At 39.6% G+C, this 21,195-nt stretch carries 20 protein-coding genes and 1 riboswitch; of the genes, 10 read left to right on the top strand and 10 right to left on the bottom strand.

Annotated features, from left to right (window positions below; genetic code table 11):
* Positions 1-113 precede the first annotated feature (113 nt).
* A complete protein-coding gene (locus tag QP437_RS02630) occupies positions 114-1,388 on the bottom strand; it encodes a malic enzyme-like NAD(P)-binding protein (protein WP_285266856.1) in 1,275 nt (424 codons plus the stop codon).
* A 200-nt stretch (positions 1,389-1,588) separates the two neighbouring features.
* Between QP437_RS02630 and QP437_RS02625 the strand changes: the two genes are divergently transcribed.
* The 3 genes from QP437_RS02625 to QP437_RS02615 are packed head-to-tail and all read left to right on the top strand — an operon-like array spanning position 1,589 to position 4,118.
* Complete coding sequence (locus QP437_RS02625) at positions 1,589-2,218, top strand: DUF1919 domain-containing protein (RefSeq protein WP_285266855.1); 630 nt, start codon at positions 1,589-1,591, stop codon at positions 2,216-2,218.
* Positions 2,219-2,227: 9 nt separating this feature from the next.
* Entirely contained in the window at positions 2,228-2,926 is a 699-nt protein-coding gene (rsuA, locus tag QP437_RS02620; RefSeq protein WP_285266854.1) for a 16S rRNA pseudouridine(516) synthase RsuA, read from the top strand.
* Between the two features lies 1 nt (position 2,927).
* Complete coding sequence (locus tag QP437_RS02615; protein ID WP_285266853.1) at positions 2,928-4,118, top strand: Bcr/CflA family multidrug efflux MFS transporter; 1,191 nt, start codon at positions 2,928-2,930, stop codon at positions 4,116-4,118.
* Between the two features lie 75 nt (positions 4,119-4,193).
* Here QP437_RS02615 and QP437_RS02610 read toward each other — a convergent pair whose 3' ends face one another.
* The 3 genes from QP437_RS02610 to QP437_RS02600 all read right to left on the bottom strand — a co-directional run bounded on the left by QP437_RS02610 (position 4,194) and on the right by QP437_RS02600 (position 7,559).
* Positions 4,194-5,633, bottom strand: coding sequence for a sodium:alanine symporter family protein (locus tag QP437_RS02610; RefSeq protein ID WP_285266852.1), 1,440 nt, complete (start codon positions 5,631-5,633; stop codon positions 4,194-4,196).
* Between the two features lie 137 nt (positions 5,634-5,770).
* Positions 5,771-6,688 (bottom strand): N-acetylglucosamine kinase, encoded by a 918-nt coding sequence (gene nagK / locus QP437_RS02605; protein WP_285266851.1) that lies wholly within the window; start codon positions 6,686-6,688, stop codon positions 5,771-5,773.
* A 145-nt stretch (positions 6,689-6,833) separates the two neighbouring features.
* On the bottom strand, positions 6,834-7,559 hold the full coding sequence (locus QP437_RS02600; protein ID WP_049381514.1) for a phosphatase PAP2 family protein: 726 nt from the start codon (positions 7,557-7,559) through the stop codon (positions 6,834-6,836).
* Positions 7,560-7,625: 66 nt separating this feature from the next.
* Here QP437_RS02600 and ribA point away from each other — a divergent pair, with 66 nt between their 5' ends.
* Positions 7,626-8,273 (top strand): GTP cyclohydrolase II, encoded by a 648-nt coding sequence (gene ribA, locus QP437_RS02595; RefSeq protein WP_005696347.1) that lies wholly within the window; start codon positions 7,626-7,628, stop codon positions 8,271-8,273.
* A gap of 45 nt (positions 8,274-8,318) precedes the next feature.
* Here ribA and QP437_RS02590 read toward each other — a convergent pair whose 3' ends face one another.
* Positions 8,319-8,462 (bottom strand): hypothetical protein, encoded by a 144-nt coding sequence (locus QP437_RS02590; protein WP_014065561.1) that lies wholly within the window; start codon positions 8,460-8,462, stop codon positions 8,319-8,321.
* A gap of 123 nt (positions 8,463-8,585) precedes the next feature.
* Positions 8,586-8,630: riboswitch (PreQ1 riboswitch) on the top strand.
* Between the two features lies 1 nt (position 8,631).
* Here QP437_RS02590 and queC point away from each other — a divergent pair.
* The 5 genes from queC to gltS all read left to right on the top strand — a co-directional run bounded on the left by queC (position 8,632) and on the right by gltS (position 16,131).
* Positions 8,632-9,309, top strand: a complete 678-nt coding sequence (gene queC / locus QP437_RS02585) for a 7-cyano-7-deazaguanine synthase QueC (RefSeq protein ID WP_285266850.1) — start codon at positions 8,632-8,634, stop codon at positions 9,307-9,309.
* Positions 9,310-9,505: 196 nt separating this feature from the next.
* Positions 9,506-11,404 carry a DNA topoisomerase IV subunit B gene (gene parE, locus QP437_RS02580; RefSeq protein WP_285266849.1) on the top strand — a complete coding sequence of 633 codons (1,899 nt, stop codon included), beginning with the start codon at positions 9,506-9,508 and terminating at the stop codon, positions 11,402-11,404.
* Between the two features lie 16 nt (positions 11,405-11,420).
* Positions 11,421-12,614: a copper-containing nitrite reductase gene (gene nirK / locus QP437_RS02575; protein ID WP_285266848.1), complete on the top strand. Its 1,194-nt coding sequence runs from the start codon at positions 11,421-11,423 to the stop codon at positions 12,612-12,614.
* Positions 12,615-12,624: 10 nt separating this feature from the next.
* Complete coding sequence (parC, locus tag QP437_RS02570; protein ID WP_285266847.1) at positions 12,625-14,880, top strand: DNA topoisomerase IV subunit A; 2,256 nt, start codon at positions 12,625-12,627, stop codon at positions 14,878-14,880.
* Between the two features lie 36 nt (positions 14,881-14,916).
* Positions 14,917-16,131 (top strand): sodium/glutamate symporter, encoded by a 1,215-nt coding sequence (gltS, locus tag QP437_RS02565; protein ID WP_285266846.1) that lies wholly within the window; start codon positions 14,917-14,919, stop codon positions 16,129-16,131.
* A 55-nt stretch (positions 16,132-16,186) separates the two neighbouring features.
* On the opposite strand, the gene folC is transcribed toward gltS, so the two are convergent.
* The 4 genes from folC to rplY form a co-directional block, all read right to left on the bottom strand.
* A complete protein-coding gene (gene folC, locus QP437_RS02560; RefSeq protein ID WP_285266922.1) occupies positions 16,187-17,491 on the bottom strand; it encodes a bifunctional tetrahydrofolate synthase/dihydrofolate synthase in 1,305 nt (434 codons plus the stop codon).
* A 4-nt stretch (positions 17,492-17,495) separates the two neighbouring features.
* The gene (accD, locus tag QP437_RS02555; RefSeq protein ID WP_285266845.1) at positions 17,496-18,386 is read right to left on the bottom strand and encodes an acetyl-CoA carboxylase, carboxyltransferase subunit beta; all 891 of its coding nucleotides are present in this window, start codon (positions 18,384-18,386) and stop codon (positions 17,496-17,498) included.
* Positions 18,387-18,451: 65 nt separating this feature from the next.
* Positions 18,452-19,246, bottom strand: a complete 795-nt coding sequence (gene truA / locus QP437_RS02550) for a tRNA pseudouridine(38-40) synthase TruA (protein ID WP_070635227.1) — start codon at positions 19,244-19,246, stop codon at positions 18,452-18,454.
* Between the two features lie 103 nt (positions 19,247-19,349).
* A complete protein-coding gene (gene rplY, locus QP437_RS02545) occupies positions 19,350-19,637 on the bottom strand; it encodes a 50S ribosomal protein L25 (RefSeq protein WP_014065570.1) in 288 nt (95 codons plus the stop codon).
* Between the two features lie 226 nt (positions 19,638-19,863).
* On the opposite strand from rplY, the gene QP437_RS02540 reads away from it, so the two are divergent.
* On the top strand, positions 19,864-20,472 hold the full coding sequence (locus QP437_RS02540; protein WP_285266844.1) for a DedA family protein: 609 nt from the start codon (positions 19,864-19,866) through the stop codon (positions 20,470-20,472).
* 68 nt (positions 20,473-20,540) lie between these two features.
* On the opposite strand, the gene QP437_RS02535 is transcribed toward QP437_RS02540, so the two are convergent.
* Complete coding sequence (locus QP437_RS02535; protein WP_285266843.1) at positions 20,541-21,152, bottom strand: riboflavin synthase subunit alpha; 612 nt, start codon at positions 21,150-21,152, stop codon at positions 20,541-20,543.
* Positions 21,153-21,195: the final 43 nt, after the last annotated feature.

The raw sequence follows: 21,195 nt of genomic DNA, 5'->3' as shown, positions 1-21,195 counted from the left end.
CCTTTGATTAATTTAAAGCACGCTAATGTGCCATTTCTTTCATAGACAGATAAAAAAACACAAAGTGCGGTTAAAAACATCATCATTTTTGACCGCACTTTGAGAAAGTAAAATTACGCTGCAACTAACGCTTTTAATTGTTTTTCATAAGCTGCCCAATCTGTAATTGGCCGCGTTGCAACGCCTGTTTCCATCGCTTTTTTCGCTACTGCAGAAGAGACAGTAAACAATAAACGAGGATCAAACGGTGTTGGAATCACATAATCTGGACCAAATGATAACGCACCATAACTTGCAATAATTTCTAACGGCACCTGTTCTTTCGCCAAACCTGCAATTGCACGAGAAGCCGCTAACTTCATTTCTTCATTAATCTCAGTTGCACCTACGTCTAATGCACCACGGAATAAGAATGGGAAACAAAGTACGTTATTTACTTGGTTTGGAAAGTCTGAGCGACCAGTACAAACAATCGCATCTGGACGCACTGCTTTCGCTTCATCAGGTGTAATTTCAGGTGTTGGGTTTGCCAATGCAAGGATTAATGGATTCTCCGCCATAGTTTTCACCATTTCAGGTTTTAACGCACCTGCTTTAGAACAACCTAAGAAGACATCTGCACCGTTAACCGCATCGGCTAATGTACGCCAGCCATTATCTTCAATCGCGTAGAATTGTTTGGTTTCATCCATGTTATCGCCACGGCCTTTGAAAATCACGCCTTTAGAGTCACACATGGTGATGTTTTCTTTTTTGAAGCCTAATGCACGAAGTAAATTAGTACACGCAATGGCTGAAGCACCGGCTCCATTTACCACTAAACGTACATCTGCGATATTTTTACCAATAATTTCTAAACCGTTTAATGCTGCCGCACCGACGATAATGGCTGTACCGTGTTGGTCATCATGGAATACTGGAATTCCCATACGTTCACGCAACACTTTTTCAATGTGGAAACATTCCGGTGCTTTGATATCTTCAAGGTTAATGCCACCAAACGTTGGTTCTAATGAAGCAATAATATCGATTAATTTATCTGGATCGTGTTCGTTGATTTCAATATCGAATACGTTGATGCCTGCAAATTTTTTGAACAATACACCTTTCCCTTCCATAACGGGTTTTGAGGCAAGCGCACCAATATTTCCTAGACCTAACACGGCTGTACCATTTGAAATAACGGCTACTAAATTAGCACGCGCAGTATAACGACTTGCGGCTGAAGGATCTTTTTCAATTTCTAAACAAGGCTCTGCGACACCTGGGGAATAAGCAAGGGCTAAATCATGTTGGGTTTCTAACGATTTGGTTGGGGTGACCGCAATTTTTCCCGGAATTGGGAACTCATGAAAATCTAATGCAGCTTGGCGCAATTGTTCGCTCATATAAAAATACTCCATTTTCACTTAGGCTAAATAAAATTTGCGCCATTATACTCTCTTTTAAACAGAATTTTGTGACATATCGCAAAAATTTTACAAAATTATTACAAAAATATGAGTAAAATCGACTGCACTTTTGTCTTTTCTTCACATTCAGAAGCAAAAACGTTACTATATCGCAAAAAATATACAGGATATAAACAATGAGTTTGTTTTCTAAATTTAGAAGCGCCATCAATAAATTACAACGGAAAGCGATTAATCAAACCTATCAAAAACGTTTAACCAATCAAGGCATGTCGGTGATTTCTGCCAACTGTGTCGGCGCGTTTATTTTGCACGATCTAAATCAGCCTTTTAACTCCCCATTTGTTAATCTCTATTTAGATCCGAGCGATTTTGTTCGCTATCTACAGAATATCGAATTCTATCAAGCACAACCTCTTCAATTTATACAAACAGAAAAACCGTATCCCGTTAGTCTATTAGGTGATCTTAAAGTACACTTTATGCACTACCACTCCGAACAAGAGGCTCGAGAAAAGTGGGAATCTCGCTCTCAGCGTTTAGACTTCGATAACTTGTTTATTATGATGACAGATAAAGATGGTGGAAAAGGTGCAAAATATGAAGACTTGCAAGCTTTCGATAACTTGCCTTATCCAAACAAAGTGGTCTTTACTCACAAGCCATATCCTGAATTAAAATCCGCTTACTACATTAAAGGCTTTGAAAATGAAGGAGAAGTGGGCGATTTATTTACTTTTTCTGGTTGGAATGGTGAAAAATATTACGACCAATTTGATTACGTTAGCTGGTTCAATCAAAAATAAGAGTTTACGATGCGATTAGATAAATTTATTGCCGAGAATACTGGTTTAACCCGTTCACAAGCCACCAAGGTCATTCGCCAAAGTGCGGTCAAAATTAACGGTGAAATTGTGAAAAACGGTGCCACTAAGGTAAGTCAAGAAGATGAAATTTATTTTGAAGATGAATTGTTGCCTTGGGTAGAAGAAGGCCAATATTTTATGTTGCATAAACCTCAGGGCTACGTTTGCTCTCATGATGATGGTGACTATCCAACTATTTATCAATTCTTTGAACCGCCTCTTTCAGGCAAGTTACACAGTGCTGGGCGATTAGATGTGGATACCACTGGCCTCGTGCTATTAACGGATGATGGGCAATGGTCACATCGAATTACCTCACCAAAGCATCAATGCGAAAAAACCTATTTAGTCACTTTAGCTGACCCAGTTGAGAACCATTATGCTTCAGCTTGTGAAGAAGGCATTTTGTTACGTGGTGAAAAAGAACCAACTAAGCCAGCAAAACTTGAAGTATTAGATGATTACAACGTGAATCTGACTATCTCAGAAGGCCGCTATCACCAAGTGAAACGGATGTTTGCTGCGCTGGGTAATAAAGTCATGGCACTCCATCGTTGGAGAATTAGTAACGTTGAATTAGATGAAAGCTTAGAAGAAGGCGAATTTCGTCCACTTACTCAGGAAGAAATCGACAATTTAGTGAAATAATATGAGCCAAAATATTAAACCTACCTTTATTTTTATCGCCACGCTCGGCATCCTCTCGATGCTACCGCCTTTGGGCGTGGATATGTATATTCCGTCCTTTTTAAATATCGCTGAAGACTTAAATATCAACTCCGAGCAAGTACAGCATACGCTAACATTCTTCGCTTATGGTATGGCCGCAGGGCAATTATTCTGGGGGCCCTTTGGTGATAGTTTTGGTCGTAAACCGATTATTTTATTAGGGGTCATTATTGGTGCTATCACAGCCATTGTTTTAACAGGTATTCATTCTATTGGCAGTTTCACTGCACTGCGTTTCGTTCAAGGTTTCTTTGGGGCGGCGCCTGTTGTGCTTTCAGGGGCTTTATTACGAGATTTATTTAGCAAAGATCAGCTCTCTCGAATCATGTCCACCATCACGCTTGTCTTTATGATCGCGCCGCTTGTTGCGCCCATAATTGGTGGGTATATTGTGAAATATTTCCACTGGCATATGATTTTTTATGTGATTGGCATCATGGGATTTCTTGCTGCATTGCTTGTCTTTTTCATTATTCCCGAGACCCATAAAAAAGAAAACCGTATTCCCCTGCGCCTGAATATCATTGCCCGTAACTTTATGACACTTTCTAAACAAAAAGAAGTGCTAGGTTATATGGCGGCGGCTTCTTTTGGTTTTGGTGGCTTATTTGCTTTCGTCACTGCGGGATCGATTGTCTATATCGGTATTTATGGCATTCCAGTCGATCAATTCGGCTATTTCTTTATGATCAATATCGCGATTATGACCGCTGCTTCTTATCTAAATGGGAAATTTGTATTGAAGCTAGGTGCTGAAACCATGTTACGAATTGGTATTGCCGTACAATTTATTTCAGGAATTTGGCTATTTTTAACCGCACTTTTTGATTTTGGTTTTTGGTCAATGGCAATTGGTGTGGCCTTTTTTGTAGGTCAAAACCCATTAATCTCATCCAATGCTACCGCCTCTATTCTAGAAAAATTCCCAACTATGGCGGGTACCGCAAATTCATTAATGGGAAGTGTACGTTTTGGTGTCGGCGCTGTAATGGGATCCCTTGTGGCAAGCTTTAAAATGGAAACCGCTGCGCCAATGCTCTATACAATGACGGCTTGCGTGATGATTTCAGTCCTTTCTTATTACTTCCTGACTTATCGAAATGAACGATAAGGTGCGGTTAATTCTCAAGTCAATTTAAAACAATGAAGGCGGGAATCTCCCGCCTTTTCATATTTCATTAAATGCTTATTTCCAAATTCGATGCTCTAAAACACGCTTTTTAATTTCAGGATAAAGCTCGATTTTGAATTCTGGTTCTTTCCCTTCTTTTAATTGACGCTGATAATCTTTCATTAGTTTCCACACAATCGGGGAAAGTAAAACAATCGCGACTAAGTTAATAATTGCCATCACAGCCATTACCGTATCCGCAAAATTCCACACGACATTGCCTGATTTTACTGAACCGAAATAAACAAAGAACAATACCGATAAGCGGAACAACCATACAAACCAAGGTTTATTTTTAATAAAGCGGATGTTACTTTCCGCATAAGCATAGTTACCAATGATAGATGAATAAGCGAAAAGTAATAAGATGAAAGCTAAGAAGTGTACGCCAAATTCACCTACATGATAACGCAATGCATTTTGTGTTAAGGAAATACTTTTCAGCGTTTCACTGCCGTAATTATCTGAAAGCAGGATAATCACTGCCGTACAAGTACAGACAATCATGGTATCTACAAATACACCAAGCATTTGCACTAAACCTTGGCTTACTGGATGTTTGACATGTGCTGCAGCGGCCGCATTTGGGGCTGACCCCATCCCCGCTTCATTAGAGAATAATCCCCGTTTGATCCCCATCATCATAGCTTTAGACACAAGAGCACCAAACATGCCACCAGCAGCAGATTGGAAAGTAAAGGCACTTTTGTAAATATTGGCAATTACCGTTGGAATCATATCAATATGCATACCTAGGATAATTACCGCCATAATTAGATAAAAGAGTGCCATCATCGGTACTACGCTACTAGAAATGGTCGCAATACGTTTCACGCCACCAAAAATAATGGCGGCAGTTAATACCACTAAAACAAGGCCAACATACTCACCTTGCCAATCCCAAGCGTTTTTAGTTGCTTCTACGATTGAGTTTGCTTGTACTGAATTAAATGCAAAACCAAAGGTAAAAATAAGTGATACTGCAAACGCTACTGCTAAGCAACGTGATTTTAAACCTTGTGTAATATAGTAAGCGGGGCCACCACGGAAAGAGCCATCTTTATCTTGAATTTTGAATACCTGTGCTAAAGTAGATTCCGCAAAAGCACTCGACATGCCAATAAATGCCGTTACCCACATCCAAAATACAGCACCTTCACCACCTAGCGCAATAGCTGTTGCCACACCACTGATATTACCGACACCAACTCGGCTGGCTAACCCTGTTGCAAAAGCTTGGAATGGGGTTAAAGAATTACCTTCTGCAGCACGTCCGAACCACATTTCGCGTATACTTGTAGGGAAAAGACGTAGCTGTACTAAGCCTGTAGTAATGGTAAAAAATAGACCTACACCTAATAAAATAACAATGGTGATATTCCATAATGGCTCATCTAAATGTTCAACAACCCATGTTAAACCTTGCTCAATCCAGTTCCCAAATTCTGTCAGCATAAAAAACCTCGTTTAAAAAATCTATGTTCTGATTGTAAATAGACAAAATAAAAAATCCAGTTTTCTTAGAAAAAAACTGGACTTTTATCCTATAACATAAATTTTATTCAATTTTTTACTATTTTTTTAGATTAAATCTATTCACGTTTTAAAAATAACGCTGCAGCACCACGCACTCCACCAGAATCACCATGTTTTGCTTTTTTGATTGGTGGCACTTTCGCACTACGCATTAAATGAGGTGGCAATGCTTTTGGTAACGCTTCATAGAGATAATCAAAATTCGATAACCCCCCACCTAGCACAATCATATGTGGATCAAACGCAGTGATAATATTACCGATAGAAATAGCCGCTAACTCCACAAAAATGCGAACAAAATCAACCGCACTTTCCTCTTTCGCATAAAAACGATCGATAATGTCTTTGGCTGATAATTCTTCCCCTTTTAAATCACGGTACAACATTTCAAAACCGCGACCTGAAATATAAGTATCTAAACAGGCATGATTACCACAACCACATTGATAAATAGGGGCTTTATCCCAACCCAATAATTTTAAGGCATGATAATTTAATTGAAGATGACCTAACTCTCCTGCCATTCCCACTTGTCCTGAGTGAATTTTTCCATTAATCACAAAGCCACCACCAAAACCAGTGCCTAAAATCAGCCCTAATACAGAAGGATATTGGGTATTCTCTTCGTCCCAAGCTTCAGAAAGCGCAAAGCAATTTGCATCATTTTCAGCTCGCACTTCACGCCCGAGTATTTTCTCAAGATCGGTTAAAATAGGTTTATTATCTGCGACACGAATATTCGTCACTTCAGCAAGCCCAGTTGTCAAATTAACAAATCCTGGCAACCCAAGTCCTACCGTGCCTTTTTCACCAAAGTGGGCATCCGCACGTTCGACTAAAGTTTTAATCGCCTGTAACCAATCTTGATAATCTGTCTGTGGCGTTGGCACGCGCTCGGTATAAAGTTTTTCTAATTTTTCATTAAAAGCAGCCAATTCAATCTTTGTGCCACCAATATCAATACCGTAATACATATTGTCTCCTTAAAAGAGCGGTCAAAATTATTGAAATTTATAGGTTGTATTTTCCTTGAAATCAAAATGAAAATCCATGACAAAAATCATATTTTCTATAAGCAATAAAAAAGACCGGCTTTATCGCTAAAACCAGTCTTTGATGCTATTTATTGTTAAACAAGCCTTTCTTCTGTAAGAAACCAAAAATAATTAAATGAACAATCCATGCTGAAATTATCGCCACAAATAAATCGATTGGATAATGCATTCCAAGGCGTACACGGCTAATCAACATTAATACTCCCCAAATGGTCATGGCACCAATCAGTAATTCCGCTTTAAAAGAACGATTACCTAATAATTGGCTAAATCCAACGGCTAACATTAGCCAAGTGGCTGCAAAAATAGAATGTCCTGATGGGAAAGAATAACCTGTTTCATCTTCATAATGCGCTTTTAACCAGGCTGGTGTATCGGCTTGTGTAGAATAAAATTTATCAACTAATTTTGCACGCTCTGAACGATCTTGATGATAAAAAGCATCCGTAGTGCTTTCTGTTTTTTCTGCTAAATAGACGGTGAAAGGACGTGGCTCGGCAAAAACTGTTTTTAAACCTGTTTTAATCACTTGTGTGGATAATACCGACAGGCCCATTACAATCACGCCCATAATCCACTGTTTACGATTTTCAAAAAGAAAACGAAAAAGTAAAGCAAACACACCACAGGTAATTAAAGCATAAGGTACGCTACCCGTTTCGGTTAAAAGATAAAGCCAATAATCCCATTCCATTAATTGGTTGTTTCCATGCCAATGATAAGCAAACCCCCAAACAAAAAATGGTACAAGACAAAGGAATAACGTATATAATGACAGCCTTTTAAACATTGTTGCCTCTTGATAATAAAAATAAAGTGCACATTTTAGCAGAATAAAGTTGAAAAAGGATACGTTATGTCAAAAATCCAACTGGTTGCTCAAGCCAATTTGCCTACTGAATATGGCATATTTAAAATGGTCGGATTTGAATTTCCCGATACAAAAAAAGAACATGTCGCATTAGTAATGGGTGATATTTCAAACCAAGATGAGCCTGTGCTCGCCCGTATTCATTCGGAATGCTTGACTGGTGATGCATTACACAGTTTAAAATGTGATTGCGGTTTCCAGCTTGCAGCCGCATTACGTCAAATTAGCGAAGCGGGTCGAGGTGTGTTGATCTATCATCGTGAAGAAGGACGAGGTATTGGTCTAATTAATAAAATTCGTGCTTATTCATTACAAGATCAAGGCATGGACACCATTGAAGCCAACCTTGCATTAGGCTTTAAAGCTGATGAACGTAACTTTAATGTGTGTGCCGATATGTTTGAATTATTAGGTGTGAAGCAAGTTCGCTTGATGACAAACAACCCGCAAAAAGTAGAAACCATGAAAAAAGCGGGAATTAATATCGTAGAACGCGTACCATTAAATGTAGGTGAAAACCGTTACAATACGAAATATCTTGATACCAAAGCAAAAAAAATGGGCCATTATATTGTGCATAATAATGAAGAGCATTTAATGACTTGCCCACATTGCCAAGAAGAAGTGATTTAAATAAAAAAGCCATACAACTGTATGGCTTTTCTTTTATCAAAACAATTATTGATTAACGCCCCAATGACGAGTGTCTTTATCAAATTTCATGCCTGAATGAGATCCTTCCGAACCATTAAAATAAACGTCTTTATTTGCGCAAGCTGAAATTACTAATGCACCGATAACAATAAGAATTAATTTTTTCATTGTGTTTACCTTTTTAAAACTAAGTTGCCAAAATTGTATCACAATTTTCTCCGCTTTTTCCTGCTTAAATTAGTCCTTTTCTTGCAAAATTTATCTTTGACTTCTACAATACCGCTTCATTTTTAACTTGTAGTTCGCAAACCTCCTACATAAAAAAACTAGGTATCCTATGAATATTTCAAATCCTAATCACAATCGCAAAGCCCTTGTGATCTTCTCTGGTGGACAAGATTCCACAACCTGTTTAATTCAAGCTATTGCCGAATATGGCATGGAAAATGTCGAAACCGTCACCTTTCAATACGGCCAGCGCCATGCTATTGAATTAGAAAAAGCCCGTTGGATCGCCAAAGATCTCGGCGTAAAACAAACGTTGATTGATACGTCCGTCATCAAATCTATTACCCATAATGCCTTAATGGATGCCAATGCAGATATTGAGCAAAAAGACGGTGAATTACCTAATACCTTTGTGGATGGACGAAATGCGCTCTTCTTATTGTATGCGGCGATTTACGCAAAAGGACAAGGTATTAATGACATCATTACGGGTGTATGTGAAACAGATTTCAGCGGCTATCCCGATTGCCGTGATGTGTTTATCAAATCCATGAATGTCACCCTTAATTTAGCCATGGATTATCCGTTCAATTTAAAAACACCGTTAATGTATCTCACCAAAGCACAAACTTGGGCATTAGCTGATGAATTAGGTGCGTTAGATTATGTTCGTCAGCATACCCACACTTGCTATGAAGGTGTTGAAGGTGGCTGTGGGGAATGCCCAAGTTGTAAATTGAGAAATAAAGGCTTGCAGGAATATTTAGCAACAAAAGCAAAAGCTTAGTATCTCGATAACTCACTCCATAACAGATTAAATAGATTCAAATGAACCCCAAGTGCGGTCAAAATTCACGTCAAATTTTGACCGCACTTTTACTTGATATAGTATCCTTATCTTTTCTCATCTTTGATTTTATAAACGCGTCATTTTTTGATAAAATCACGCTAATTTTTTTATAAATAAGTAACTAATTTTAAAAATGACTACAAATTATTCTGCTCAAGAAATTACGGTTCTAAAAGATCTCGAACCGGTGCAAATTCGCCCCGGTATGTACACGGACACTACCCGTCCAAATCACCTAGCACAAGAAGTTATCGATAACAGTGTGGATGAAGCTCTTGCGGGTTTTGCCACCAAAGTTGAAGTGATTTTACACGCCGATCAATCGCTTGAAGTCATTGATAACGGCCGCGGGATGCCAGTGGATATCCATCCAACGGAAGGCGTTTCTGGTGTCGAAGTAATCTTAACGAAACTTCACGCTGGCGGTAAATTCTCAAATAAAAACTATGAATTTGCTGGTGGTTTACACGGGGTGGGGATTTCTGTCGTCAATGCACTTTCTGAACGCGTTGATATTCAAGTTAAACGTAACGGTGAAGTGTATAAAATTGCCTTTGAAAATGGCGCAAAAGTAGAAGAATTAGAAGTCATCGGGACTTGTGGCAGACGTACAACCGGCACCACCGTTCACTTCAAACCTAATCCAAAATATTTTGATAGCAAGAATTTTTCTGTCAGCCGTTTACGCCACTTATTACGTGCGAAAGCCGTACTTTGTTCTGGCTTAGAAATTAAATTTGTCGATAAAGTGAATAACACTGAAGATGTGTGGTGCTATCAAGATGGTTTATCCGATTACTTAACTGAAGCGGTAAATGGTTTTGAAACCTTGCCTGAAAAACCATTTGTCGGTGAATTTAAAGGCTCCACAGAAGCGGTAAGCTGGGCATTATTATGGTTACCTGAAGGTGGCGAGCTTATTGCTGAAAGCTATGTAAACTTGATTCCAACAGTCCAAGGCGGAACACACGTAAATGGTCTTCGCCAAGGCTTGCTCAATGCCATGACCGAATATTGCGAATTCCGCAATAAATTACCACGAGGGGTGAAATTAACAGCAGATGACATTTGGGATCGCTGTGCTTATATTCTTTCACTGAAAATGCAAGATGCTCAATTTGCCGGCCAAACGAAAGAACGCTTATCTTCTCGTCAAAGTGCGGTCTTTGTTGCGGGGGTTTTAAAAGATGCCTTCAGTTTATGGTTGAATCAAAATGTACAAGATGCGGATCGCTTAGCTGAAATGGCGATCAGTTCTGCACAACGTCGTTTAAATGCCGCTAAAAAAGTCGTACGTAAAAAATTAGTGAGTGGTCCTGCTCTACCTGGGAAATTAGCCGATTGTGCATCACAAAATTTAGAAAAAACCGAATTATTCTTAGTAGAAGGAGACTCTGCGGGCGGCTCAGCCAAACAGGCGCGTGATCGTGAATATCAAGCTATTTTGCCGTTACGTGGAAAAATCTTAAACACTTGGGAAGTCGCCAGTGATCAAGTGCTTGCCTCAACGGAAATTCATGATATTGCTGTGGCGCTTGGTATCGATCCTGATAATGAAGACTTATCCCAACTCCGTTACGGTAAAGTCTGTATTTTAGCCGATGCGGACTCTGATGGTTTGCATATTGCTACCCTACTCTGTGCACTCTTTTTACGTCACTTCCCGAAATTGGTTCAAGATGGGCATGTTTATGTGGCAATGCCACCACTCTATCGTATCGACTTAGGCAAAGAAGTGTTTTATGCCCTCGATGAAAGCGAAAAAGAAGCCATTTTAGAACGTTTAAAAGGTAAAAAAGGCACCTTAAACGTACAACGCTTCAAAGGTTTGGGTGAAATGGATCCGTCACAATTACGTGAAACCACCATGGATCCGAATACACGCCGTTTAGTTCAATTAACCTATGAGCTAGGTAAAGATCAAGGGGCTGAAACATTAGAATTAATGGATATGTTACTCGCCAAAAAACGAGCGGAAGATCGCAAAAATTGGTTGCAAACCAATGGAGATCAAGTGGATTTAGCTGTTTAATTATTTGAGGTTAATCATGAACGAACAACGTCGAGATTTTTTTAAGAATAGTGCACTAGGCCTAGCAACAATTACATTGGGTGCAGGTTTAAGCCTTGTTCCTTCTGCTAAAGCAGAGGAAAAGCCCTCTAATACGGCAACCACTGCGGTTGAAAATTTACCAGAAATTGAAGCTGAACTGACGCTTGCGCCCAATGTGCCAAAACCGATTGAACGTAATCACCCTGCAAAAGTCGTGGTAAAACTGACCGCACTTGAGCAAATTATGGATTTAATGGATGGTGTGCAATTTAAATTCTGGACATTAAACGGTAGCGTGCCTGCGCCATTCATTCGTGTACGTGAAGGCGATATGGTGGAAGTGCAACTTTCCAACTCAGCGAGTTCAATGATGCCGCACAGTATCGATTTCCATGCTGCCGCTGTGCCAATGGGCGGTGCTATCGCGAGTGAAACGCCACCAACACACACATCAACCTTCCAATTTAGGGCATTACGCTCTGGCATTTATTTATACCATTGTGGCAGTCAGCCTGTTGATATTCACCTTGCTAAAGGGATGTATGGTTTAGTTTTAGTTGAGCCAAAAGAAGGCTTACCAAAAGTGGATCGTGAATTTTACATTATGCAAAGTGAATTCTATACAAAAGGTGAATTTGGCGATCCTGGCTTGCAGCCGTTTAGTATGAAAAAAGCTATTGATGAGCGCCCAGAATATGTCCTCTTCAACGGCAAAGTCGGCGCAACTATGGATGAAAATGCCTTAAAAGCAAAAACTGGCGAAACAATTCGCCTATTTGTAGGAAATGCGGGGCCGAATTTATGCTCTTCTTTCCACTTAATCGGTGCGGTATTTGACAATGTGTATGTAGAAGGCGGCACACTTGTTAATCACAATGTTCAAACGACCTTGATTCCATCTGGCAGTGCCACCATGGTAGAAACTCGAATTGATGTACCGGGTACTTATGTCTTTATGGATCATTCCATTTTCCGCGCTGTAAACAAAGGCACAATGGGACATATTGTGGTTGAAGGCGAAAAAAATCCAAATATTTATTCCGGCAAATTAAAAGACGAAGCCTTTAAAGAAGCCAATCCACAAAAACCGCAACCTGTTCCTTATGAAATAGACAGTCATAAAGGAATAGATATGGGACATTCTCCTCACGAACATTCAGATACAAATTCTGGTGCAACAAGAAAATAGATAGAAAAATATGAGCAATATTAACTACGAAGGCATCGAGCAGATGCCTCTTCGCACCTTTACAGAAAAGGCTTACCTTAATTATTCAATGTACGTCATTATGGATCGTGCATTGCCTTTTATTGGCGATGGCTTAAAGCCTGTTCAACGTCGTATTGTCTATGCGATGTCTGAACTGGGTTTAAATGCCGCGGCAAAATTTAAAAAGTCCGCGCGTACCGTCGGTGATGTGTTAGGTAAATTCCACCCACACGGTGACTCTGCCTGTTATGAAGCCATGGTATTAATGGCTCAGCCCTTTTCTTACCGTTATCCTTTGGTAGATGGGCAAGGAAACTGGGGGGCACCAGATGATCCTAAATCATTCGCGGCAATGCGTTATACCGAATCTCGCTTATCCAAAATCGCTGAAATTCTATTATCTGAATTAGGGCAAGGCACTGTTGATTTCCAACCAAACTTTGATGGCACCTTAGAAGAACCACAATATTTGCCTGCACGTTTGCCTCATATTCTGTTGAATGGCACCACCGGGATTGCCGTTGGTATGGCAACAGATATTCCACCACACAATATTAATGAAGTAGCAGATGCAGCTGTCCTGTTATTAGATAATCCAAAAGCAGGATTAGATGATGTACTTAATATCATTCAAGGCCCTGATTTCCCAACGGAAGCGGAAATTATTTCTCCTAAAGATGATATTCGTAAAATGTATGAAACCGGCCGTGGTTCTATCAAAATGCGGGCAACATGGCATAAAGAAGACGGTGAAATCATCATTAGTGCACTTCCTCATCAATCTTCACCATCAAAAATCATTGCGCAAATTGCTGAGCAAATGACAGCAAAAAAATTGCCAATGGTGGAAGATATTCGTGATGAAGCAGATTACGAAAATCCTGTGCGTATTGTGCTTGTACCACGTTCAAATCGCGTTGACACAGATGCCTTGATGGCGCATTTATTTGCGACGACTGATCTTGAAAAAAGCTATCGTGTGAATATGAATATGATCGGGCTTGATCATAAACCAGCCGTAAAAGGCTTACTTCAAGTTCTCACTGAGTGGCTGACATTCCGTCGCACAACAGTAACACGTCGCTTACAGCATCGTTTAGATAAGGTACTCGCTCGTTTACATATTTTAGATGGTTTGATGATTGCCTTCCTCAATATTGACGAAGTGATTGAGATTATTCGTACTGAAGACGAACCTAAACAAGTTTTAATGGCTCGTTTTAACTTAAGTGATGAACAGGCAGAAGCCATTTTAAACTTACGTTTGCGCCATTTAGCCAAATTAGAAGAACATCAATTACAAGCTGAAAAAGATAAACTCGAAGAAGAGCGGTCAAATTTAGAGTTAATTTTAGGATCGGAACGTCGCTTAAATACCTTGATCAAAAAAGAAATTCAAGAAGACGCGAAAAAATACGCCAGCCCTAGAATGTCTCAATTAGTTGAACGTGAAGAAGCAAAAGCGATTTCTGAAAGTGAAATGACTCCGGCTGAACCTGTTACCGTCATCTTATCTGAAATGGGCTGGGTACGCTGTGCAAAAGGTCATGACATTGATCCGGCAGGATTAAGCTATAAAGCAGGCGATAAATATCTGGCGCACGCTTGTGGTAAAAGCAATCAACCCGTAATCTTTATTGATAGTACAGGTCGTAGCTACGCTTTAGATCCATTAAGCTTGCCTTCTGCGCGTTCACAAGGTGAACCGCTCACCGGTAAACTTACATTACCGGCAGGTGCGACGATTGAACAGGTTATTATGGAACCTGAAAAACAAGAATTATTGATGGCATCAGATGCAGGATATGGTTTTATTTGCAAATTTGAAGATTTAATTGCACGTAATAAAGCTGGAAAAGCCTTGATTTCTTTGCCAGAAAATGCGAAAGTCTTGAAACCTGAGACACTTTCCGAGTCGGCCTCACTTCTTGTGTCCCTCACTTCAGCGGGTCGAATGCTGATTTTTCCGGTACGGGATTTACCGGCATTATCAAAAGGGAAAGGCAACAAAATCATCAGTATTCCAGCAGCGAATGCAAAAGCGCGGTCAGAATTATTGGTGAAATTGTTCTTAATTTCAGAGCAAGCTAGCCTTGAGTTCCATTCCGGTAAACGAAAAATCACATTAAAACCGGAAGATCTGCAAAAATTCCGTGCGGAACGCGGCAGAAAAGGCTCCCAATTACCACGTGGATTACATAGCAATGTTGATATTGTGGTAGTTGAACCCGAACACAACTCATAAGAACTCTCGAAACCAAACTAAATAGGAGGATATTTCGTGAATATTGTTTTTGATACCTATCAAACGCTTGCTTTAGCAAGCTTTGTATTATTACTTGGTTATTTTCTAGTAAAACGTATTCGCGTTTTACAAGCATTCAACATCCCTGAGCCTGTTGTTGGTGGCTTTATTGTGGCTATTGCATTAACCATTTTATACAAAGTAAACGGCACCTCATTTACCTTTGAGGAAAGCTTAAAAACATCGATGATGTTAGTATTCTTCTCATCTGTCGGTTTAAGTGCAAACTTTGCCCGCTTAGTTAAAGGCGGAAAACCATTAGTTATCTTCCTACTTGTCGCTGCCCTTCTCATTGTTTTCCAAAATGCCATCGGTATTTTAGGTACTCAATTATTAGGCATTGATCCTGCTTACGGTTTACTTGCAGGTTCTGTTACCTTAACGGGTGGTCATGGTACAGGTGCAGCTTGGGCAGAAACATTCACTAAAGAATTTAACCTACCTGCTGCAACAGAAATTGCCATGGCATGTGCCACATTCGGTTTAGTCTTCGGTGGTATCTTAGGTGGTCCAGTATCTCGTTATTTATTAAATCGTCAAAAACAAGGGGAGAACCCAGAGAATGATGAAGTAGATGACGTACAAGAGGCATTTGAACACCCGACTTACAAACGTAAAATAAATGCGCGCTCAATCATTGAGACCATCGCAATGCTTTCTTTATGTTTACTCATCGGTCAATACTTAGATGGCTTAACAAAAGGTACACAAATGCAATTACCGACATTCGTATGGTGTTTGTTTACTGGGGTAATTATTCGTAACAGCTTAACCAATTTATTCAAATTCCAAGTGGCTGATTCAGCGATTGATGTATTAGGTAGTGTAGGTTTATCTATCTTCTTAGCCATCGCCTTAATGTCTCTCAAACTTTGGGAATTGGTAGGTCTTGCAGCAGATGTACTCATTATCTTAGCGGTTCAAGTTGCCTTCATGGCTTTCTTCGCCATCTACGTCACATACCGTATTATGGGTAAAGATTATGATGCGATTGTATTAAGTGCGGGTCACTGTGGTTTTGGTCTCGGTGCAACACCAACAGCCGTTGCTAACATGCAAGCGATTACTAGCCGTTTCGGACCTTCTCACAAAGCGTTCTTAATCGTACCAATGGTAGGGGCATTCTTTATCGACTTATTAAATAATGGTATTTTAAAAATGTTCTTAAACCTTGTTAAATACCTTCACTAATAAAATATAAAAAGAAAGGCTGACATTTTGTCAGCCTTTTTACTTTGCAAACCCATTATGCTAAATATTCTAAAAATTCCCCTACGGTGTGGAAAGATCCAAATACCAGCACAATGTCATTTTTATCTGCATTTTTAACCGCACTTTGCACACCTTCAACTACAGAATCTTCAGAAACACTTTTTGCTGATGGGTAAACTGATGTTAATTTTGCATGTAAGTCATCACCCGATTGACCACGGTAGCCGCCTAATGTGGCACAATGCCATTGTTCGATAATTGGCGTAAGTTGGGTAAACACCGACTCGGCATCTTTATCTTTTAACATACCGCAAACGGCAATAATACGCCCTGAAATTTGTGTTTTAAGTGCGGTCAATTTTTCGGCTAAATATTTTGCTGCATGAGGATTATGCCCAACATCGATGATCACTTTTGGCAACTGTGAATAAGATACATTCAAGCGTTCTGCCAATTTTTCTAATTGATTACCTTTTAATTGTTGGAAACGACCCACTAATTCCACTTCAATTAATGAACGTTTAATGGTATCGACAGAAATATCAAAAGGCAGCTGTTCAACAGCAGCCAAAGCTGTTGCCGCATTAGCTAATGGAATTTGGCAAAACGGCAGATTTTCTAACCGCACTTTATTGCTCTGCCACATCCAAGTTTGCTCATTGGCTTTAAACGACCAAGTGACATCTCGGCGTGAAACGTGGCAATGTAATTTCTCCGCTTGTTCTAACATAGGCTGCGGAACATTGGGTTCGCCAATCACAACCGGTTTATTCGCGCGGAAAATCCCCGCTTTTTCAAAACCAATTTCTTCGCGAGTTGAACCTAGAAAATCTGTATGATCAATATCAATACTGGTGATAACTGCCAGATCATTATCGACAATATTGGTTGCATCTAAGCGTCCACCAAGCCCTACTTCTAAAATGACGACATCAAGCTTCGCTTGTTTGAATAAATGCAAAGCTGATAAGGTGCTAAATTCAAAATAAGTGAGGGACTGCGTTTTATGCTTTTCGATGAAATCAAAAGAAACGGTATGCATTTCATCTGGCAAGTCTTGATTTTGAATACGAACACGTTCGTTATAACGCAATAAATGAGGTGAGGAATACACACCCACACGCAAACCGTGATTTAACAAAATGGTTTCAAGCAAACGACAAGTCGTGCCTTTGCCATTTGTCCCCCCCACCGTGATCACATAAGGTGCGGGATTCAAAAGGTCCAATTCTTCTGCCACGGATTTAATGCGTTCTAGCCCTAAATCAATCGCTTTAAAGTGACTGTTTTCCAAATAAGAAAGCCACTCAGTGAGTGGCGAAGTGGCTTTTAAATTCATTGTATTACTCATGTTCAACAACTTCTACTTCAACAAAAGGTGAAGGTTGATTGGTGAGTTTGCTTAAAAGGTTTCCAAGGGTTGAACGCATTTCTGAACGCTTCACGATCATATCAATCGCCCCTTTCTCGAGTAAGAATTCACTACGTTGGAAGCCTTCTGGTAATTTTTCACGTACAGTTTGTTCGATAACACGTGGGCCTGCAAAACCGATTAATGCTTTTGGTTCAGCAATATTCACATCACCTAACATCGCAAAACTTGCAGATACCCCACCTAATGTTGGGTCAGTTAATACAGAAATAAACGGTACGCCTTTTTCACGCATTTTTGCTAATACTGCACTAGTTTTTGCCATTTGCATTAAGGAGAAAAGTGCTTCTTGCATACGTGCACCACCACTTGCAGAGAAACAAACAAACGGACAGTTTAATTCAATGGCTTTTTCTGCCGCTTTTACAAATTTTGAACCCACAACAGAGCCCATTGAACCGCCCATAAAACTGAAGTTAGATGCGGCAACGACTACAGGCATATTGTAAAGTGTACCTGTCATTGTGATTAACGCATCTTTTTCGCCCGTTTCTTTTTGAGCTGCAGAAATACGATCTTTATATTTTTTTAAATCTTTAAATTTAAGAATATCTTTTGGTTCTAAATCAGCCGACAATTCTTGGCTTGAACCCTCATCTAATAAAGCTAAAAGGCGCTCACGAGCATCAATGCGCATATGATGGCCGCATTTTGGGCAAACATGTAAATTACGTTTTACTTCTTCGCCGTAAAGGACTTGTTCGCAAGAGGTACATTTTGTCCAAACCCCTTCTGGCACGTTTGCTTTACGTGATGTAGCGGAAGAGGTTCCTTTGCTAAAAATTTTATCAATCCAGCTCATTTTTTACCTTTTTTATTAACTAGAAAAGTTTGCGTATTTAATCATAATTTAGCGAAATTTGCTAGTCAGATGAGATTATCTTCTAAAAACAACGGCCCTAAATTTTTCTGTGGAATCGCAAATTTTTCAGGGTAAATGACATTTACTAAATATAAGCCTTCGGGTTTCGCTGTTGGAGCGGCTAATTTACGATCTTTTTGCTCTAACAACCATTTCATCCACTCAACAGGTTGATTGCCTGCGCCGACTTCTATCAAGCTTCCCACAATATTGCGTACCATATGATGCACAAAAGCATTGGCTTGAATATCCACAATAATGTACTGCCCTTTTCGCACCACATTTAAATGATGTACATTTCGCCAAGGGGTATTTGATTGACACTGTGCCGCACGAAAAGAGGAAAAATCATTTTCGCCCAATAAAAACTGCCCCGCTTGGTGCATTTTCTTTTCATCTAAATCTAAATGGCAATGGGTAATTCCTTCCGGCAAAATGGCTGAACGCAATTTATTACAATATAAAATATAACGATAACGACGAGCTGTTGCCGAAAAACGGGCATGAAATTCATCATTCACCACCTTTGCCCAACTCACAGAAATATCATCAGGCAAATTCGCATTGGTACCAAATGCCCAAGCTTTTTCAGGACGAACTGCTGTGGTTTCAAAATGCACGACTTGCCCCGTGCCATGCACACCAGAGTCTGTTCTACCCGCACAAAACACTTCAATTTTTTCATTTGCCACGAAAGATAACGCTTTTTCTAATTCTTCTTGTACGCTACGCACTTTCTCTTGTCGCTGCCAGCCACAATACTGTTTTCCGTTATATTCAATGCCTAAGGCTATCTTCATTGGAAAATACTCCTAAAACGATTTCAAATTTGACCGCTCTTTGCCCGAAAAGAAAAAACACCAATAACTCATCATTATTGGTGTTCTTATCACAAGCTAAAAATTAAGCACGTTTGAAGTCAATGTGAACCAATTTTGGTTTGAATGGGTGACGTTGCATTGCTTGAACTTTCACTGCAACTTCTTTACCTTCAACCACTAAAGTGATTACATCGCTATAGAAAGAATCGTGAACTTGTGCGTTGTTTAATTCATCGTGATTTAAGATGATTGAAACAGGTGCTTCGCTGCCACCATAAATGATTGCAGGGATTTGACCGTTGTGACGCAGGCGGCGGCTCGCACCCTTACCTTGCGCTTGACGAACTTCAGCGTTAAATTTAAATGCCATTTTAATGTTCTCTTGATTAAAAGTTTAAAATAAAAAATTGCAGGCGACCCAGCAACTTTCCTAAATTTGCTCAAAGACAAACTTTGAGAGCGACGGATTATAAAATATTCAGCCCCACAATGCAAATTTACGCAGCAAATTTTTTCTAGGCTTTTCAGGGCAAAGCGATTAAAATAAGCCCCAATTTTTAATTAATTTTAACTAACTGATTGTAAGTGGGTTTCAAATGGAATTTCTTATCAGCTTTTTTACCGATTACGGTTATTGGGCGGTGCTATTTGTTCTTATTATTTGTGGCTTTGGTGTACCCATTCCAGAAGATATCACGCTCGTATCCGGTGGCGTAATTGCTGGTCTTTATCCTGAAAGTGTAAACTCCCATTTAATGTTATTAGTCAGTATGATCGGCGTACTTGCTGGTGACTCTTGTATGTATTGGCTTGGTCGCATTTACGGCACCCGAATTCTTCGTTTCCGCCCAATGCGCAAAGTGCTTACCTTACAACGCTTAAAAATGGTGCGTGAAAAATTTGCCCAATACGGCAACCGTGTTTTATTTGTGGCTCGTTTCCTTCCTGGATTACGCGCACCAATTTATATGGTTTCAGGCATTACCCGCCGCGTCAGTTACACACGCTTTGTATTAATTGATTTCTGTGCTGCCATTATTTCCGTACCAATTTGGGTTTATCTTGGCGAATTAGGTGCTAAAAACTTAGATTGGTTACACGAACAAATTCAAAAAGGTCAGCTTATAATTTATATCCTTGTTGGCGCATTAGCGGTTTTCTTATTCTGGAAATGGAAAAAATCGAAGAAATCTAAAGTTAACTAATCTCATACAATCCAATAAAAAGTGCGGTAAAAAACAACATTGTTTTCTACTGCACTTTTTTATTCTCATTAAGCTTTAGCTGCTAAATATCGCTCCACCGTATCCACAATCGCTTGTGTTTGCGGATCGATTTCGATATTTACTAAATCGCCAATTTGGCGCTTGCCGATCAAGGTTCTGTGTAAAGTTTCAGGAATTAAATTCACGCAGAATTCATCACCTTTCACTTCACCGATGGTAAGGCTTATGCCGTCAATCGCTATAAATCCTTTGGTGAGTATATATTTCATCACATCTTTGTTAGGTAATTTAAACCAAACCTGACGATTGTTTTCGCTTTCGATAATTTGTGAAACACTTGCGGTACAATAAACGTGGCCAGATAAAATATGCCCACCTATTTCTGCGCCCATTTGCATTGCACGTTCGATATTCACAAAATCCCCTGCTTTTAAGTTGCCAAGATTGGTGATGCGCAAGGTTTCCTGCATTAAGTCAAAGCTTACAAGATCATCATGAATTTCAGTCACTGTTAAGCACACGCCGTTATTCGCCACTGATGCACCGACATCTAAGCCTTTTCTCATTTCAGCTGGTAATTTTACGATCTGTGTTCTAAAATTATCGCTATCTTTAATTGCATGAATTTGGGCGATGCCCTGTACAATACCTGTAAACATTATTATTCCTTCATTAAAAATTTTTCCAATATTATAGCAAAAT

Origin of the sequence: Haemophilus sp. UMB1048 (assembly GCF_030218125.1) — a bacterium.
GTDB lineage: Bacteria > Pseudomonadota > Gammaproteobacteria > Enterobacterales > Pasteurellaceae > Haemophilus_D.
This window is presented reverse-complemented; position numbering and strand designations above follow the sequence as displayed.